The 16232-nt window shown below is 38.0% G+C and carries 17 protein-coding genes; 9 read left to right on the forward strand and 8 right to left on the reverse strand.

Annotation, left to right across the window (positions count from 1 at the left end; genetic code table 11):
* Positions 1 to 734 (forward strand): hypothetical protein (locus AC22ZQ_RS05720; protein WP_318957824.1); only part of this gene is annotated, 734 nt, incomplete at its 5' end.
* Between the two features lie 71 nt (positions 735 to 805).
* Here AC22ZQ_RS05720 and AC22ZQ_RS05725 read toward each other — a convergent pair.
* On the reverse strand, positions 806 to 1729 hold the full coding sequence (locus AC22ZQ_RS05725) for an aminopeptidase (protein WP_318957825.1): 924 nt from the start codon (positions 1727 to 1729) through the stop codon (positions 806 to 808).
* The gene (locus AC22ZQ_RS05730) at positions 1730 to 2410 is read right to left on the reverse strand and encodes an IMPACT family protein (RefSeq protein ID WP_318957826.1); all 681 of its coding nucleotides are present in this window, start codon (positions 2408 to 2410) and stop codon (positions 1730 to 1732) included.
* Between AC22ZQ_RS05730 and AC22ZQ_RS05735 the strand changes: the two genes are divergently transcribed.
* Together AC22ZQ_RS05735 and AC22ZQ_RS05740 are read left to right on the forward strand one after the other, a co-directional pair.
* The gene (locus AC22ZQ_RS05735; RefSeq protein ID WP_318957827.1) at positions 2398 to 2937 is read left to right on the forward strand and encodes a hypothetical protein; all 540 of its coding nucleotides are present in this window, start codon (positions 2398 to 2400) and stop codon (positions 2935 to 2937) included. The genes AC22ZQ_RS05730 and AC22ZQ_RS05735 overlap by 13 nt on opposite strands.
* Positions 2937 to 3404: a CYTH domain-containing protein gene (locus AC22ZQ_RS05740; protein ID WP_318957828.1), complete on the forward strand. Its 468-nt coding sequence runs from the start codon at positions 2937 to 2939 to the stop codon at positions 3402 to 3404. The genes AC22ZQ_RS05735 and AC22ZQ_RS05740 overlap by 1 nt, the downstream gene beginning before the upstream one ends.
* A gap of 8 nt (positions 3405 to 3412) precedes the next feature.
* Here the strand turns inward: AC22ZQ_RS05740 and AC22ZQ_RS05745 are convergent, their stop codons facing one another.
* The 6 genes from AC22ZQ_RS05745 to porX all read right to left on the reverse strand — a co-directional run bounded on the left by AC22ZQ_RS05745 (position 3413) and on the right by porX (position 9669).
* Complete coding sequence (locus AC22ZQ_RS05745) at positions 3413 to 4378, reverse strand: T9SS type A sorting domain-containing protein (protein ID WP_318957829.1); 966 nt, start codon at positions 4376 to 4378, stop codon at positions 3413 to 3415.
* Between the two features lie 90 nt (positions 4379 to 4468).
* A complete protein-coding gene (locus AC22ZQ_RS05750) occupies positions 4469 to 5320 on the reverse strand; it encodes a T9SS type A sorting domain-containing protein (RefSeq protein WP_318957830.1) in 852 nt (283 codons plus the stop codon).
* Between the two features lie 151 nt (positions 5321 to 5471).
* The gene (locus AC22ZQ_RS05755; protein ID WP_318957831.1) at positions 5472 to 6182 is read right to left on the reverse strand and encodes a hypothetical protein; all 711 of its coding nucleotides are present in this window, start codon (positions 6180 to 6182) and stop codon (positions 5472 to 5474) included.
* Positions 6183 to 6469: 287 nt separating this feature from the next.
* Complete coding sequence (locus tag AC22ZQ_RS05760; protein ID WP_318957832.1) at positions 6470 to 7693, reverse strand: alanine dehydrogenase; 1224 nt, start codon at positions 7691 to 7693, stop codon at positions 6470 to 6472.
* Positions 7690 to 8103, reverse strand: a complete 414-nt coding sequence (gene tsaE / locus AC22ZQ_RS05765; RefSeq protein ID WP_318957833.1) for a tRNA (adenosine(37)-N6)-threonylcarbamoyltransferase complex ATPase subunit type 1 TsaE — start codon at positions 8101 to 8103, stop codon at positions 7690 to 7692. The genes AC22ZQ_RS05760 and tsaE overlap by 4 nt, the downstream gene beginning before the upstream one ends.
* A gap of 24 nt (positions 8104 to 8127) precedes the next feature.
* On the reverse strand, positions 8128 to 9669 hold the full coding sequence (gene porX / locus AC22ZQ_RS05770; protein ID WP_318957834.1) for a T9SS response regulator signal transducer PorX: 1542 nt from the start codon (positions 9667 to 9669) through the stop codon (positions 8128 to 8130).
* Positions 9670 to 9715: 46 nt separating this feature from the next.
* Between porX and AC22ZQ_RS05775 the strand changes: the two genes are divergently transcribed.
* From AC22ZQ_RS05775 to AC22ZQ_RS05800, 6 genes are all read left to right on the forward strand, one after another.
* Positions 9716 to 10966 carry an HD domain-containing protein gene (locus AC22ZQ_RS05775; RefSeq protein WP_318957835.1) on the forward strand — a complete coding sequence of 417 codons (1251 nt, stop codon included), beginning with the start codon at positions 9716 to 9718 and terminating at the stop codon, positions 10964 to 10966.
* 171 nt (positions 10967 to 11137) lie between these two features.
* Positions 11138 to 12172, forward strand: a complete 1035-nt coding sequence (lpxD, locus tag AC22ZQ_RS05780; protein WP_318957836.1) for a UDP-3-O-(3-hydroxymyristoyl)glucosamine N-acyltransferase — start codon at positions 11138 to 11140, stop codon at positions 12170 to 12172.
* A gap of 17 nt (positions 12173 to 12189) precedes the next feature.
* The gene (locus AC22ZQ_RS05785; protein WP_318957837.1) at positions 12190 to 13590 is read left to right on the forward strand and encodes a bifunctional UDP-3-O-[3-hydroxymyristoyl] N-acetylglucosamine deacetylase/3-hydroxyacyl-ACP dehydratase; all 1401 of its coding nucleotides are present in this window, start codon (positions 12190 to 12192) and stop codon (positions 13588 to 13590) included.
* Between the two features lie 2 nt (positions 13591 to 13592).
* Entirely contained in the window at positions 13593 to 14369 is a 777-nt protein-coding gene (gene lpxA, locus AC22ZQ_RS05790; protein WP_318957838.1) for an acyl-ACP--UDP-N-acetylglucosamine O-acyltransferase, read from the forward strand.
* Between the two features lie 109 nt (positions 14370 to 14478).
* Positions 14479 to 14976, forward strand: coding sequence for a hypothetical protein (locus AC22ZQ_RS05795; protein ID WP_318957839.1), 498 nt, complete (start codon positions 14479 to 14481; stop codon positions 14974 to 14976).
* 128 nt (positions 14977 to 15104) lie between these two features.
* Positions 15105 to 16232 (forward strand): class I SAM-dependent RNA methyltransferase (locus tag AC22ZQ_RS05800; RefSeq protein ID WP_318957840.1); only part of this gene is annotated, 1128 nt, incomplete at its 3' end.

Raw genomic sequence — 16232 nt, forward strand, 5'->3', positions numbered from 1 at the left:
CATATGTTAATGATCAGTTGAAAGATGCTTTATTCTTCAATACCAATGATAACGAAGAAATACTTGAGAAATTAGGTGATTTTGAAGCGAATATGGGAATTTGTATCAATATCGATGTAGAGAAAATGGACAATTTTGCCAAGCAAATAGATCCTAGATACATGAATAAAATATTGGCACGAATGGACGTGAGACCAGTTGTTTCTATTCTACTAAGCTCGAACAAACTGAATACCTTCATCAATGGTAAGTTTACTGCCGTTGCGCAAATCGGTGGAAGAGCGGATAGCTTGAATTATGTTTCTGCTTATGCTGGTGTAGGTGAAAGCATGATGAATTTATTAGACAATAGCAAGGATTTATGGTCTTCTGAAGTAGAAGAAACTGCAGCGAATGAGTTTTTAATTGGTAAAAACCAAAAAGTGTTTAAGAGCAAAGAGTTCTTGATGTATAAAAAAGGAGTGAATGGAAACTTCCCTGAAGGTAAGGTTCGCGTTCCAGAATGGGCAGAAGATTTCGGTTCTAAACCGATTACGGCCTTTGTTGATATCAATGCTCTACCAGAAGATATAAAAGTTGATTTAGACGATGCAGAGTTTATGGTTGATGCCATAGATCATATTTACATGGAGGCAGATAATTTAGAGTCTCGCATTGTTATAAAAGCTAAGAAAGGTCAAGAAAATGTATTGAAACAATTATTGGAGAGTTTCATGGCTGCCAACGGATTGTAAAAGGATAGTAAGATGATTAAAAAAGGCTCGTTAATTCTAACGAGCCTTTTTTAGTATTATGTTTTGATATGCTATAATTCCTTCATCAACACCTTGTATAGATCTACCATACAAGCAATATCGAATTTGTGCACTTTCTCATCTGGACTATGCACATTGTCCTCAGGGGCGCCGATAAAACACCAGTCAAAAGGCAAATCTGTTTTTTGCAACATTGTACCGTCACTACCTCCTGCAGATTCAACCTCCAATTGGTGTGCTATACCACTCTTGCTGGCAATACTTAGAATTCTGTTTAAATATTTTCTTCTTGGAACGCCGCTGTCACGCATAGAAATAGCAACTCCTTTTCCGTGATGTACACCATCCGTAACCCAGGTAATGTCAGAGATTAAGGCTTGACGTACTTTGTAGTTGTCGTAAATATATCTTCCTAAAAAACCTACAGAACCACCACCGTGTTCTTCGTAAGTTGAGAAAACGATAATTCCATTTTCAAGTGTTTCAGCTACTTGTAAAGCATTCCAAACTCCTAATCGGTTGTCTAAGTATGGACTCTGAATGAACTCCTCAGTTTCCCTGAAATTAGGTTTGAAGCTTAACGGTGTACCTCTATCAATTTCCCTGTCTAAAACATATTGAATACTTGTTGAACCATTCTCATCTTCAATGAGCATGAGTTCTGTTTCAATTTCCCCTTTACTGTCTTGTCCTACCAATTCGTACCCTTCCACAGCTTTAGGTCCGCCAATTTTAATAAGGTTTTTACCGTAAGCAGACATATATCCAATGGTATCGATATGCGCGAAAATTGCCGTTTTGGGTTTTCCAAAAACTAAAATAATGGCATCTTGAAAATCTTCACCTTCTATAATTTGAGGTTGAACTTTCCAGTTATGTTTAACCGCATTGATATGGTTCAATAGGAAGTCTTTGATTTCAGCTTCATCTCCAGAAGTTCCGCGAACCTCAATAAGTTTTTCTAATAATTTCATTTAATATATTCCTAAATCAGTAATTGATGTATTGTCTAATTCGTCCAAATGTTGCGCTACCATTTCACTAATTTCTAAAGGAACTCCTATGCGTAATTTACAAGAGAGTTCAAAAATTTGTTCTTTAATGATAAGGTTGTTGTCTTTTACAAACTTCATGATTCCTGGCATTTCAGGATATTCAAAGTTTACATCCAGCCATTGATGTACGGTAACTTCAATGATTTTCCCATTCTCAATAGCTTCTTTGGCAGCAGCTCTGTAGGCATGGATCAATCCCCCAACTCCGAGCTTAGTTCCTCCAAAATAACGTACCACGCAAATGAGAACATTGGTTAAATCATAAGATTGTATCTGTCCTAATATCGGTGCCCCAGCAGAGTTAGAGGGTTCACCATCATCATTGGCCCTGTAAACATCTTTATGCAGACCAAAGCGGTAGGCATAACACCAGTGTCTGGCTTGATGGTGTTCTTTTCGCCATTGTTCAAGGTAAGATTTAGCTTCGTCTTCATCATAACATTGTACCACGTAACCAATGAACTTGGATCCTTTTTCTTTGTACAATCCTTCCGACTTAGCTTGTATAGTTTTGTATTTATTTATCTTTTCCAGAATACTTTTTTTCTCAAAAGTACCTATCTTGCAGAAACTATAAAGTGATTGCCATGAAAATTTCAAATCTAGCGGTTTTATTGGGGCTGTTTGTCTTTTCTTTTGCTTGTAAAGAAGAGGAAATGGTCGATAAATGTGCAGATGGGTATTTGTCTCCAGGAGAAACAGCTGTTGATTGTGGAGGAGACTGTCCACCTTGTCCTGAACCAGAGGAAATAAGCTATGCTTTGGCGAAAGTCAATGGTGATAAATGGACCTTCCAGAATTATGAAATTTCCTATTCGGGAAACTATTACTTCATTGCGGATTTCGAAAATGATACCTTGGCCATAGAAGTGAAGTTTAACTTTGGTAATGGAGATACTTTAGGAGCTCGTCCAATGATGCCCCTAAATAATTACGTAAAGATTACAGATAAATTACAGAGTAATACTGACAATTATACCACTTTAGGATCGGGAACCGTGGTGTTCTCCGAAATTGATGTAGTGGATAATCAGTTTTCTGGTTTTTTTGAAGCCAAGTTAGCACAAGGTTTTGGGGATACAGTAAAGATTACCAATGGTCAGTTTGAATATGTAAATGTTAATTAATGGGGAAGGAAATAGAACGCAAGTTTTTAGTAGATACCACAAAATGGGAAGCCTTTAAAAAGGAGGTGAATTCAGAAAAAGTACAAATCATACAAGCATATATAGGTAGAACAGAACTTCAAACTTCTCGTGTACGTATAAAGTCTAAAGCCGGTGAGCAAAAGGCGTATTTAACCATCAAAGGAAAGACAAAGGGGATTACAAGGTCTGAGTTTGAATATGAAATTCCCGTAAGTGAGGCCAAGGCAATGATCTCTGAATTTTGTGCGAAACACATTGACAAAGTACGTTACACATTCAATTATCAGGACAAAACATGGGAGGTGGATGAGTTTACTTCACCTAAAACAGGACTTGTATTAGCAGAGGTAGAATTAAACACAGAAAAAGAGGCTGTAGACCTGCCCTACTTTATCAAGGAAGACGTATCTACAGACCCTCAATATTTCAATGTGAATATGCTTTAGGTAGGTGCTTACTGTTGAACAATTAGCTTCTGACTAATCCTTTCATTGTTATATACAAAATTGATGAAATAAACACCATTGTTTAAATCTGCGGCAGTGAAAGCTGTAGAATAAGTATCACCGGTCAATTGTAAAGTTTCGTTCTGTACCAAGGCTCCTGTCGCGCTAAATATTTGGATAGCAATTTCTTCTCTTTGCTCTAATTTACCGGGTTTGAAACTGAAATTAACGATTTGATTCGCAGGATTAGGGTATAGTTTCATGGCATTGTCTATTATATCTGGCTCAACAATAGTTTCTTTATAACTGTCTACAATAACCATTGCTCCTACCATGTAGAGATCTCTTTCAGGCAGGCGTTCAATGTCTTCTTTTGTAAGGGTAGGTGTAGTATCATCAGATGGCGGTTGCTCCTCTTCAATATCAGGAATAATACATTCTTCTATTTCTGTAATATAAACTTCTCCCTCAACATGTTCTGGAAATGCAAATTCACCTTTTTTAATTAATTCAGGTTCTTGAGGTATGATACTATCTTCTTTGTTTGGAGTAGCAAATACAGAGTCGTCGACGTTTACAATATTTCCCAGAATTTCGGGGTCAGTTTCAGTAAATATGGTTTTTCCCTGTAGTGTTAACTCTACTAAATTTACATGAGGACTCTCCATTTCACAGGAGTAATTAAAAAGTCCAAGGCCAAAGACCAACAAGCATGCTGCTGCAAAACGAGCCAATTTAAAACGTTCTTTGTAAGGTATTTGGTAAACGGTGTTAAGTTGTGAAGAACTAATTCTACCACAGACCTTATCATTTTCGGCTACATGTTTGGCAATTTCATCTTTATTCATTTGTGTGAAATCAACAACGGTTTTTGCACAAGAAGAACAGAATCTACCTTGGGCATTCGGACTCATTTGATTCCAGTCTTCATGACAAGGTTCTGGTATGGCAATACGATAGTTTTTTGTTTGCATGGTGTAAGTCTTGAAGAGTTAATTAAAAATTATGAGTATTCTCAGCGTTTTTCAACTGTACACTCTTAATTGAAAAGAGTTCAAAATGCGCTAGTCTTTTTTAATAAGCTTCGTTTTTAGTGTTTCTTGTCCGTTAACGATTTGAAGGATGTAGATTCCTGCCGTTCTTCCTGTAAGCGAAAGTATGGTTTCGAAAGTTCCTCCTTGAAAAGGGTAGCTTTCATCTTCCACCAATCTTCCTGCGGTGTCATAAATACGTATATCTATTTCTGATGATGTACTATCGATTTGTAGGGGAGTGTACTTTAATTTGAAAAAATCACTGCTAGGGTTGGGGAAGATTTCTAAAGAACTTTCAAGGTTCATACGAGGTTCAATTTCTCTTAGTACCGTTGGAGTAGCAACTTTAATGGGTATACCTGCAAAGATTTTTTCTTGTGAAATAATGTGGGTGCTTGACGGTATAATGACTTCTTCAAAATCCAAAGAATCTACATTTGTAGTGTCCAAGGGTATTGCCGCTGTCACTGTGTCCGTGGTAGTTTGTGTCTGAATTAAAGTGTCAGGTGGTGTTACTTTTCCTTGAATAACTTGCTCTTGTAGAAGGTCTATTAGGTTGAAATGAGGAGTTTCTAACGCACAACTATAATTAAATAAACTTAGGCCAAAAACAAGAAAACACGCTGCCGTAAACTTTGCCAAATTGAATCTTTCCGCATACGGCATTTTATAAGGCTGCTTTAATTGGGAGCTCGTAAACCTACCGCACAACTCTGGATTTTGCGCAAAGGCTTCTTCAATTTCTAGTTGACTTTTATGGGTGAAATCATATACCGTTTTAGAACAAGCAGAGCAGTGTCTGCCTTTTTCTTGCTTGGTCATTTTGCCCCAATCTTCATGGCAAGGTTCAGGAATGGAAATGAAAAAGTTTTTATGACGCATGGTGCACTGCTTTAGAGTTTATACACCTATGATGCAGCAGCGTTCAATTTTCCATAAATGGATTTGTGAAATTTTGATTCCTAACGTTTAAGACAAAAAAAAGACCTTCAAGCGAAAGCTGAAGGTCTTAACTATTTTTTTTTAGATGAAATTAGTCTGCACAGGGCAAGTCTTCTTTCCCATCGAATTCTATTCTATTGATAAAGATTTTAGACAAATACCAAATTGTTTTAGCATCTACTACACCCAATTTTCTGTCAGTAAACTGTATTTGCTGTTCTGCCTTAGGAAGCATTAAATCGGATTGATCAAAATTGATGCGTGTTGTATGCAGCATGTCCGCTTGGATAGAATCATATTTTTGATAAGCGAAAGCATTCAATACACAGTTGTTTAGTGCTGTATCCATGTAAACCATGTTGGTGTCCATTGGGAATTTGATGTAATCTCCCCAACCCGTATACTTTTCTACGCGGTGAATTTCTTCATCCTCTTTTAGTAATTCTCCTACTGTGATGTAAGCATCTTCGTATAAAGAGAATTGGGCACGAATGTTCTTCCCGTCAAATTCTTTATTGATCAAATAAACTTTTGGATAAACATCTTGATCTTTTAAAGATCCTCCAAAGTCAATTTCTCCATCATCTAAAAGGGAAATGAAATCTTCGGTAGTTAAACCTTGAGCCTTCAATTCTTGTTTGTCAGCTTCAGGAAGTGCTACTACTTTACCTAATAATGTGTTCTTTACACGGTTAGAAGGAAGCCAAGAACATCCTCTGTTTTGAAAAAAGAAAAATACGAAGATAGAACCGATTAAAAATCCTCCTAAATAATACTTAAACCTGTTAATGATTTTATCCATGACCAATGTTTTGCGCGAAATTAGCCAATCTGTTCTAATAAATTCGAAATTCAGGGATTTAATGATTCAAGAATTCAAAGAAATGAGTGTTTCCGATTTTTATAGGCTCAAACCATTGAGCTCGCTTAGGAAATTAATCCATTCAATTCGGCTCCTCGATTCCGCTCGGAAAACTTGGTTGTATAATAAAGTCGTGTGATCTTTAAAATCCAATTGGAGTATAGATTCCCTTTAGCGCTCTTTGTGGTTAAAACCACGTCATTTCGAAATCTAACAATTTAAAAGTCTTACTTAATTCCCATAATGAACAACTCCAAATCTTTGTAATTAAGGTTGAAGGCATTTCCAAGTACTTCGCTGGTCAAAGTTCCTTGGTACATGTAAACCCCATTTCTAAATCCGGAATTTTGGCGTATCAATTCTTTACAGCCACCGTATTCTCCCATTTCTAAAAGTAGGGGGGAGAAGATGTTAGACAGGGCAAAACTTGCCGTTCTCGCTACTCTTGATGGAATGTTAGGTACACAGTAATGCGTAACACCGAACTTCTCAAAAGTAGGGGTGTTGTGGTTGGTCAATTCACTGGTTTCAAAACATCCACCTTGATCTATACTTACATCCACAACTACAGAACCTGTTTTCATGTTTCTGACCATTTCTTCGGTAACCACACAAGGTGTTCTCCCAACAGAAGAACGAATGGCTCCAATAACTGCATCGGCACGCATAAGGGCTTTGGCCAGAACTTTCGGTTGGAGTACAGAAGTGTACACTCTACTTCCTACATCATTTTGCAAGCGTCTTAAACGCGAAAGTGAACTATCGAATACTTTAACAGAACAACCCAAACCTAAAGCAGCTCTAGTTGCATATTCTCCAACAGTTCCCGCACCTAAAACAACGATTTCAGCAGGTTGAACACCAGCAATTCCACCGAGCATCATTCCTTTTCCGCCTTTGTAGGCAGAAAGTAGTTCTGCTGCAATTAAAATAGAAGTGGTTCCTGCAATTTCTCCCACGGTGCGCACAACAGGGAAGGATCCTTCTTCATCTTTCATGTAATCCCAAGCCAAGGCAGTAATGCGCTTGCTCATCAAGAGTTGAAGTATCTTTTTGGGTTGTATATTGATTTGAAGCGCAGAAATCAATGTTTGATTCCCCGGCATCATGTTCGCTTCTTCTTCCGATAAAGGAGCTACTTTGAAAATGATGTCGCACTCAAATATTTCTTTGGTTGCATAAACAATTTTTGCACCGGCCTCAGAATATTCTTGATCAGTGAAGTTCGCCAATTCTCCAGCCTTGGTTTCAATTTTTACTTCATGACCATTGGCCACTAATAAAGAAACAGCCTCGGGTACCAAGGCTACACGACGTTCTTGAAAAGAGGTTTCTCTAGGAATACCTATGTGTAGTGAATTCTTTTTTCTACCTACTTCTAAAACTTCTTCTTGAGGCATCAACCTGCCTTCCTTCATTAATCCTTTTAAAACTTCTGGGTCCGTTATCATAGTGCTATGTCAAAAATGCGCGCTTGGTCTGGCGCAACTTCAATATTTACCCATACGGTGTTTTCGGGTAAAAGGTTCTCTATTTTTTTCGGCCACTCAATTAAACAGATCTCATCGCCGTATAAATACTCTTCTATACCTATGTCATAAGCTTCCTCTTCATGCTCTAATCTGTAGAGGTCAAAATGATGAACAGTACCTAAATTTGTTTCGTGCTCCTTTACATAACCAAAGGTCGGAGAAGATACATCTGCACCTTCAGATATGGCTCCAATTAGTCGAGCAATAAAAGTTGTTTTCCCACTGCCCATTTTTGCATCAAAGGCAAATATTTTATGTTGTTCCAAAAGGGGGAGCACTTGGTCTACCACTTTATCTAGTTCTTCTTCGTTGTTTACAATGATTTGCATTGCGATAGCTATAAACGTTATATGTTATTTTGCTTCCATAACCACGAAAGGAATCAATACTTCTTCAAGACTAATTCCACCGTGTTGAAAGGTGTTCTTATAAAAGTTTACAAAATAATTGTAGTTGTTGGGGTAAACAAAGAAATCTGCTCCTTTTGCAAAAACAAACTCAGAGCTTAAATTACTTTTCGGTAAGAAAGCATCCTGCGGATCTTTTACTTGGAATACATCTTTCGCTTTGTAACTCAGGTTTTTACCTGTTTTATAGCGCAAGTTGGTATTTACATTTTTGTCTCCAACAATTTTTACAGGATTTTGAACTTTTACAGTACCATGATCTGTTGTTAAAACAATCTTCGCCTTGCTTTGTGCAATCTTTTTAATGATGTCAAATAAAGGTGAGTGTTCAAACCAACTCAAAGTCAAGGAACGGTATGCACTTTCATCATCTGCTAATTCGCGAATTACTTCCATATCGGTTCTAGCGTGCGAAAGCATATCCACAAAGTTGTATACAATAACATTCAAATCGTTGTTGCTCAATTGATGGAAATTGTCGTTCAACTTTTTACCTGCTTCTAAATTGGTAATTTTGTTGTAAGAGAAATTGATGTTTTTACCCAAACGTTTAAGGTTGGCCGCTAACAGTTCTTTCTCGTGCATGTTTTTTCCACCTTCATCCTCTTCGTTTTTCCATAAGTCAGGATGTTTTTTAGCGATTTCTGAAGGAAGTAGTCCTGCAAAAAATGCATTACGAGCATAGTGGGTTGCTGTTGGTAAAATGCTGTAAACTAAATCATCTTCTTTGATGCTGAAGAATTTAGAAAACAGTGGTTTTAACACCTGCCATTGGTCGTAACGTAAATTATCGATCACCAACAAGTAGGTCGTAGCGTCCATCTCCGGAACAACTCTATTTTTAAACAGGGTGTGCAAGATTTCAGGGGCTTCTTCAGTGCCGTTTAGCCACTCTAAATAATTGTCTTCTATAAAGCGTATGAACTGCTCATTGGCTTCTTGCTTTTGCATGCGTAGAATTTCTTCCATGCTCTTGTCTTCAGCTTCATCCAATTCTAATTCCCAGTAGACAAGTTTCTTGTAAATGTCTGTCCACTCATCCTTGTCCAAGTTATCCCCTAAATCCATTCCAATTTGACGGAATTCTTGTTGATAATTGGCATTGGTTTTTTGCGAAACCAGCTTACTTTGATTCAAGTTCTTTTTCAAACTCAACAAAATCTGATTGGGGTTCACGGGTTTGATGAGGTAATCGGCAATTTTTCCACCTATGGCTTCTTCCATGATGCTTTCCTCCTCACTTTTAGTGATCATCACAATGGGCAACATAGGGTTTCTTTCTTTGATACGGGTCAAGGCTTCCAATCCAGAAATACCTGGCATGTTCTCATCCAGGAAAACAATGTCAAAATTGTGTTCCTCACATTGCTCCACGGCATCGTCTCCATTGTTAACCGTTTGAACATCATAACCTTTTTGTTCCAAGAACATGATGTGTGGCTTTAACAATTCAATTTCGTCGTCTGCCCAAAGTATTTTCGTCTGCATCGTTTTTATTTTTAGCTTTACAGTATCAGTATTTAAAAGTATAGTTTTGAATCCAAACTCAAGCACCAATAACAAAAAGAAAATCATTAATGATCCGGTTTATGGATTTGTTTCCATTCCCAATTCTATTGTTTTTGATATCATTCAACATCCGTATTTTCAACGCTTGAGAAGAATCACTCAGCTGGGACTCACACACTTGGTGTATCCCGGTGCTCATCATACCCGTTTTCACCACTGTATAGGCGCTACGCATTTGATGAGTAAAGCTGTACAAGTAATACGTAGAAAGGGGCACTTTATTTCAGAGCAAGAGGAAAGTGCTGTGATGTTGGCTATACTTTTACACGACATCGGTCATGGTCCTTATTCGCACACCCTTGAGCATGACATTGTTAAGGGGATTAGTCATGAAAAAATATCAGCGCTTTTTATTCAAGAAATCTCTAAACAATTTAAAGGAGAATTAGATTTAGCCCTACTTATTTTCAACAATAAATACCACAAACCCTTCTTGCACCAATTGGTGAGTTCGCAATTGGATATGGACAGAATGGATTACCTCAATAGAGATTCCTTTTACACGGGTGTTTCTGAAGGTGTCATAGGCTCTGATCGTATCATTGAAATGCTCAATGTGGTGGATGATAAGTTGGTGATGGAAGAAAAAGGAATTTATTCCATCGAAAAATTTATTGTAGCCCGTCGACTCATGTATTGGCAAGTTTACCTGCACAAAACTGTGGTAGCAGCAGAGTGGATGTTGATGTACATTCTGCGAAGAGCTAAAGAGTTGAGTAGGGATGGGCATAAGTTATTTGCAAGTCCACCCCTTCAGTATTTCTTGGAGCGCGATATAAAAATTGAAGATTTTGAAAAGGATACTATAGCCCTGAATCACTTTGCGCAACTGGACGATTTTGACATCATGGGTGCCATTAAGGTTTGGCAGTTTCACGAAGATACAGTGTTGGCTCGTTTGTCTAAAGGTTTGGTAAATAGAGATTTGTTTAAAATTGAAATTAGCACAGAACCCTTTGGTCCTGATCGTTTAGAGTGGGAACGACAAATGGTTCAAAGTACCTTTAACATCGCTCCAGACGATGCCCATTATTTTGTGTATACCGATAAGTTGGTGAACAATGCTTACAACACCTTCAAAGAAAATATTAACGTTTTATACAAAGACGGAAGAGTGGTAGATGTGAGTAAAGCTGCAGATAATTTAAACATCTCTGCACTCACGGCTCCGGTAGAAAAATATTTCTTGTGTTATCCGGTGGAAATCAGAAAGTAGGGTCCCTTGATTAAGGTTGATGATCTTCTGAAATTTTACAGTTTATTTCTTCTTGTTTTGTGACTTATTTTTCTCGAATCCTTAGAAATACTTACCTAATAATTAAAGAATGTTTAAAACAATGATTTCATGTGTATCTAAATAACCTAAGGATTTTTTATTTTTGACGTCATGAAGTTTACCGCAGAGCAAATTGCAGGTATCATTAAGGGTGACATTGAAGGTAATAAAGATGTTACGGTTAGTGGTTTATCGAAGATAGAAGAAGGTCAGGAAGGTACACTTTCCTTTTTGGCGAACATGAAATACGAGGAGCACATCTACACAACAGGAGCTTCCATAGCCATAGTTGATAGAGCGTTCACTCCATCGAAGGAACTTCCTTCAAGCTTAACGTTAATTAAAGTTGACGACGCATACTCTTGCTTTGCGCAGTTATTAGAGGTGTACAACGAAATGCGTACAAAGCAACCCAAAATAGAACAGCCCTCATTTATTGATGAAAATGCAACGATAGGTAAGGACGTGTATGTTGGTGCTTTTGCTTACATCGCTGATGGTGCAGAGATAGGGGACAATGTTAAAATTTACCCGAATGTTTACATTGGAGAGAATGTGAAAATTGGAGCAGGAACGATTATCAACCCTGGAGCAGCTGTTTATGCTGACTGTGTGGTCGGTGAAAACTGTTTGATTCACGGAGGTGCTATTATTGGTGCGGATGGATTTGGATTTGCTCCCGATGAAAATGGAGAATTCCAAAAGGTGCCACAAATTGGAAATGTTGTTTTAGAAGATAACGTTGAAGTGGGATCAAACGCAACTATAGATAGAGCTACACTTGGATCTACGATTTTACGTAGAGGAGTGAAGTTAGACAACCTCGTACATTTAGCGCACAACGTAGAAGTAGGTAGAAATTCTGCCATGGCCGCACAAGTTGGGGTTGCAGGATCTGCTAAGATTGGTGAAAATGTTATGATAGGTGGTCAAGCCGGAATTTCTGGACACATTAAGATTGCCGACAGAACAAAAGTTGTTGCACAATCTGGAATACCAGGAAACGTTAAAAAGCCAGACCAAACTTTAATGGGAACACCAGGTATTCCTATTGACGATTTCAAAAAGTCTTTCTTCGGCTTTAGAAAACTACCTTACATCCTTAAGAAGTTAAGAGAACTAGAAGATAAAATATCAAATAAATAATTGCATCCGTTACTATTATGTCTGAAAAGCAAAGAACGATAAAACAAAGCGTAAGCCTTGAAGGTGTTGGTTTACATACTGGAAAAGCTGTGACGCTAGAAATTTGTCCGGCACCAGAAAATCACGGTTATAAATTTCAACGTGTTGATGTTGAGGGAGAACCTATCATCAATGCCGATGTTGATTTAGTAGTTTCTACAGAGAGAGGAACAACTTTAGAGAAAAACGGGATTCGTATTTACACGACTGAGCACGTTTTAGCAGCCCTTTACGGAATGCAAGTAGATAATGCTTTAATCAAGTTAAATGCACCTGAGATTCCAATTATGGACGGAAGTGCATTGCCTTTCGTTGAGGCGATTGAAAGCGTTGGTTTCGAAGAGCAAGCAGCTGAAAGAGAATACTTCGTTTTAGACGAAATTATTCCTTGGGAAGATGCAGATAAAGGAAACGAAATTTTGGCTGTTCCTGATGAAAACTACAGGATAACAGTAATGGTAGATTACAAATCTCCAGTGTTGGGTACACAGCACGCTTCTATGTACAACATTGGTGAGTTTAGAGAAGAAATTGCCAAGTGTAGAACTTTTGTTTTCTTAAGAGAATTAGAATACTTAGCAAAAAATAACTTAATCAAAGGTGGTGATTTAGACAATGCCATCGTGTTGGTTGAACGCGAAGAAGTATCGCAAGAAGAGTTGGACAACTTAGCAAAATTGTTAGGGAAAGAAGACTTGAAAATTGAAGTGAAAGGAATGGGTGTTTTAAATACCATTAAGCTTCAATTCCAAAATGAGCCTGCTCGTCATAAATTGTTAGACATCGTAGGAGATTTAGCTTTAGTAGGGAAACCAATTAAAGCACACATCTTAGGAGCGCGTCCAGGACACTCTGGTAACGTTAAGTTTGCAAAAGTTTTAAAAGACAAAATTAAAGCGCAAGCCAAAGCACCTAAGAAATTCGATCTAGAAAAAGAGCCGTTATACACGATTAACGACATTGAAAAAATGTTGCCGCACCGTTACCCCTTCTTATTGGTAGATAAGGTAATCGATATGGACGAAGATGGTATCGTAGGTGTGAAAAACATTACCATGAACGAACCTCAATTTACAGGTCACTTCCCAGGAAATCCAGTTTTCCCAGGAGTACTTCAAATTGAAGCCATGGCACAGTGTGGTGGTATATATGCACTTTCTAAAGTAGATGAGCCAGAATTGTACTCTACCTACTTCATGAAAATAGACAACGTTAAATTCAAACAAAAAGTAATCCCTGGAGATACAGTTGTTTTCGAATTGAAACTTCTTTCGCCTATGCGTAGAGGTTTGGTTAATATGGGAGGAAAAGCTTATGTTAACGGTAAAGTTGTGATGGAAGCAGAAATGCTTGCACAAGTTATAAAAGATAAAGCATAAGCATGATTAGCAATTTAGCTTCAGTTTCTAAAGATGCTCAACTCGGACAAAATGTTAAAGTTGAGCCCTTTACTACTATTTACGAAGATGTTGTGATCGGTAACAATACGGTGATAGGACCCAATGTTACCATTTATCCAGGTACAAGAATAGGGGAGGATTGCGAAATCTACCCAGGTTCTGTTATCGGGGTTATTCCACAAGATCTAAAGTTTGGCGGCGAGTACACTACCGTTGAAATTGGTAATAATACCAAAATCAGAGAATGTGTTACGATACACAGAGGGACTACCGACAAATTTAAAACAGTAGTTGGAGACAATTGCTTATTGATGGGTTATGTACACGTTGCACACGATTGTATTTTAGGGAATAATGTCATCTTAGCGAATTACGTTGGACTTTCTGGTCACGTTGAAATAGATGATTTTGCCATTATAGAAGGAAAGGCTGCTGCACAGCAGTTTGTGAAAATAGGAAAGCATGCCTTTGTAGGTGGAGCTTCTTTGATTCGCAAGGATATTCCTCCTTTCATTCGCGCGGCAAGAGAACCTTTGACTTTCGCAGGTGTAAATGCTATTGGTTTGCGTCGTAGAGGATTTACTGACGACCAAATTAAAGAGATAGAAGACGTATACAGAACGCTGTTTGTGCTAAACAATAACGTTACGAAAGGTTTAGATGCCGTTGAGAACGAATTGAAAGGAACCGATCTAAAACAGCAGGTGATCGACTTTATTCGCTCAAGCGATAAAGGGATTATTAGAGGGCCGTTGTAGACTTTTAGACGGTTAGACAATTAGACTTTTAGAATGTTAGATATTGAAGTCCTCCTGTTTTGGGAGGACTTTTTTTGTGAAATATCCTTTCATCCTGCATCTTTGAATTATGAAATATCTACTTCTCCTAATGTTTGGATTGGGCCTTTTAAAGGAAACAGAAACACCCCCCAATTACGAGCGTATCGTTTTGAATTATTACCTAGACTCCATTGAAAACAAGGCTATTTTTCAATCAAGTTGTGATTGTAAGGAAGAGTATTACATGAAAAAGACGTTGAAAGTCTATGATTCTACAGTGAATGGGGTGGATGAGGGAATGGGATTTGAGAGGTTTGAGCACAAAGAATTTCACCAAGAAACGCCTAGAAAAATAGTTTTAGAAAATCTTTCTAAGCGGGTGAAATTAACCTCTAAACTAAACCACTATAGAAGTTGGCATTATTACATAAAGTTTGGTCATAGAAAATATTTTGAGGATCAGGTTCTTATTTCTTTTTCCCTTAAATACTACGAGAGGTGCTCTTCTCAAATTTTTACTTTTCTGATGAACACGAAAGGAGAAATCTTGGAGATAGATCAAGCCAATTGGTGTGATGAAAACTAATTGTCGGCCTTCGAGACTTCTCCTACCTCGAACCTCAGGCCTCATAACCTCAAATATTCAAACTTGGGTCCTCGAGCGGAGCCGAGAGGCAAATTCTTAAATTGTTGAATTTTTGAATCCTTGAATTCTTGAATCTCTTTACTATTCGTATTTTTGCAACAAATTCAGAAGCATTGGTAAATAGAGGTCAAGAAATAGAATTAGAGATCACAGGGTTTGCGTTCGGTGGAAACGGAATTGCAAAGTTGAGCTCAGAGAAAGGAGACTACGTTTTGTTTGTACAAAATACTTTTCCTGGACAACGTGTTTTGGCGAAAGTCAACAAAAAGAAAAAGCGTTACGCAGAGTGTAAATTGTTAAAGGTTATCGAAAGATCTCCGCAAGAAACTCAAGTGCCTTACCAAGAGATTAGTGGTGCGCCGTACATTCACGTGCCGCCAGCATTGCAAGAAGAGCACAAGCAAACAACAACCCTAGATATTTACCGTCGTTTAGGAAATTTCCAAGACATACAAGAACGTTTCGATGAATTCATCTCATCTCCAAATCATTACAACTACCGTAATAAAATGGAGTACAGTTTCTCGTGTATAGAGCACGATATGGAAACAGACGAAGACATAGATGATGCTTTTGCCTTAGGGTTTAAACACCGTGGTACATGGTGGAAAGTAGAATCGTTGAACAAAGAATCTGGACTTTTCGATGCCGAATGGGAAAACAAATTGCGTGAAGTACGCGAGTTTTTAAAAGCTACAGGTTTACCGGCTTGGCACCCGCCGCGTAAAGAAGGTTTTTTCCGTCACATCGTAGTACGTAAATCGTTCGATCAAGATCAGTTGTTGGTGAATTTGGTGACGTCTAGCGTTGGTTTAGAAAAGTTCGATGCTCAAGCTTTCGGAGAATTTTTAAAAACAACATTCGGAGGAAGAATCGCAGGTTTCCAGCATACGATTAACGACAATGTTGCCGACAGAGCCAAAATAGAAAATGGAAACTGTAGTTTGGTGTTTGGAGATAACATCGTGGTAGAGAAATTACTCGGTTTAGAATTCGAAATCTCTATGGAGAGTTTCTTCCAAACCAACCCAAAGTCTGCAGAGCGTTTGTACAACAAAGCCATGGACTATGTTTTTGAAGGAGGAAACGATTTGAAAGACGAAGTAGTAATGGATCTTTTCTGTGGAACAGGAACCATAGGTCAAATTCTTTCTACACGTACAGAGAATGCTGAGATTATCGGTGTAGATATCGTA

It is taken from the genome of Lishizhenia sp., assembly GCF_057456495.1.

What these genes read in the sequence shown, in the direction of transcription:
- AC22ZQ_RS05725 (WP_318957825.1), bottom strand. Translation starts at nt 1,729, where the DNA reads ATGAAATTATTAGAAAAACTTATTGAGGTTCGCGGAACTTCTGGAGAT.
- AC22ZQ_RS05735 (WP_318957827.1), top strand. Translation starts at nt 2,398, where the DNA reads ATGAAAATTTCAAATCTAGCGGTTTTATTGGGGCTGTTTGTCTTTTCT.
- AC22ZQ_RS05740 (WP_318957828.1), top strand. Translation starts at nt 2,937, where the DNA reads ATGGGGAAGGAAATAGAACGCAAGTTTTTAGTAGATACCACAAAATGG.
- AC22ZQ_RS05745 (WP_318957829.1), bottom strand. Translation starts at nt 4,378, where the DNA reads ATGCAAACAAAAAACTATCGTATTGCCATACCAGAACCTTGTCATGAA.
- AC22ZQ_RS05750 (WP_318957830.1), bottom strand. Translation starts at nt 5,320, where the DNA reads ATGCGTCATAAAAACTTTTTCATTTCCATTCCTGAACCTTGCCATGAA.
- AC22ZQ_RS05755 (WP_318957831.1), bottom strand. Translation starts at nt 6,182, where the DNA reads ATGGATAAAATCATTAACAGGTTTAAGTATTATTTAGGAGGATTTTTA.
- AC22ZQ_RS05760 (WP_318957832.1), bottom strand. Translation starts at nt 7,693, where the DNA reads ATGATAACGGACCCAGAAGTTTTAAAAGGATTAATGAAGGAAGGCAGG.
- tsaE (WP_318957833.1), bottom strand. Translation starts at nt 8,103, where the DNA reads ATGCAAATCATTGTAAACAACGAAGAAGAACTAGATAAAGTGGTAGAC.
- porX (WP_318957834.1), bottom strand. Translation starts at nt 9,669, where the DNA reads ATGCAGACGAAAATACTTTGGGCAGACGACGAAATTGAATTGTTAAAG.
- lpxD (WP_318957836.1), top strand. Translation starts at nt 11,138, where the DNA reads ATGAAGTTTACCGCAGAGCAAATTGCAGGTATCATTAAGGGTGACATT.
- AC22ZQ_RS05785 (WP_318957837.1), top strand. Translation starts at nt 12,190, where the DNA reads ATGTCTGAAAAGCAAAGAACGATAAAACAAAGCGTAAGCCTTGAAGGT.
- lpxA (WP_318957838.1), top strand. Translation starts at nt 13,593, where the DNA reads ATGATTAGCAATTTAGCTTCAGTTTCTAAAGATGCTCAACTCGGACAA.
- AC22ZQ_RS05795 (WP_318957839.1), top strand. Translation starts at nt 14,479, where the DNA reads ATGAAATATCTACTTCTCCTAATGTTTGGATTGGGCCTTTTAAAGGAA.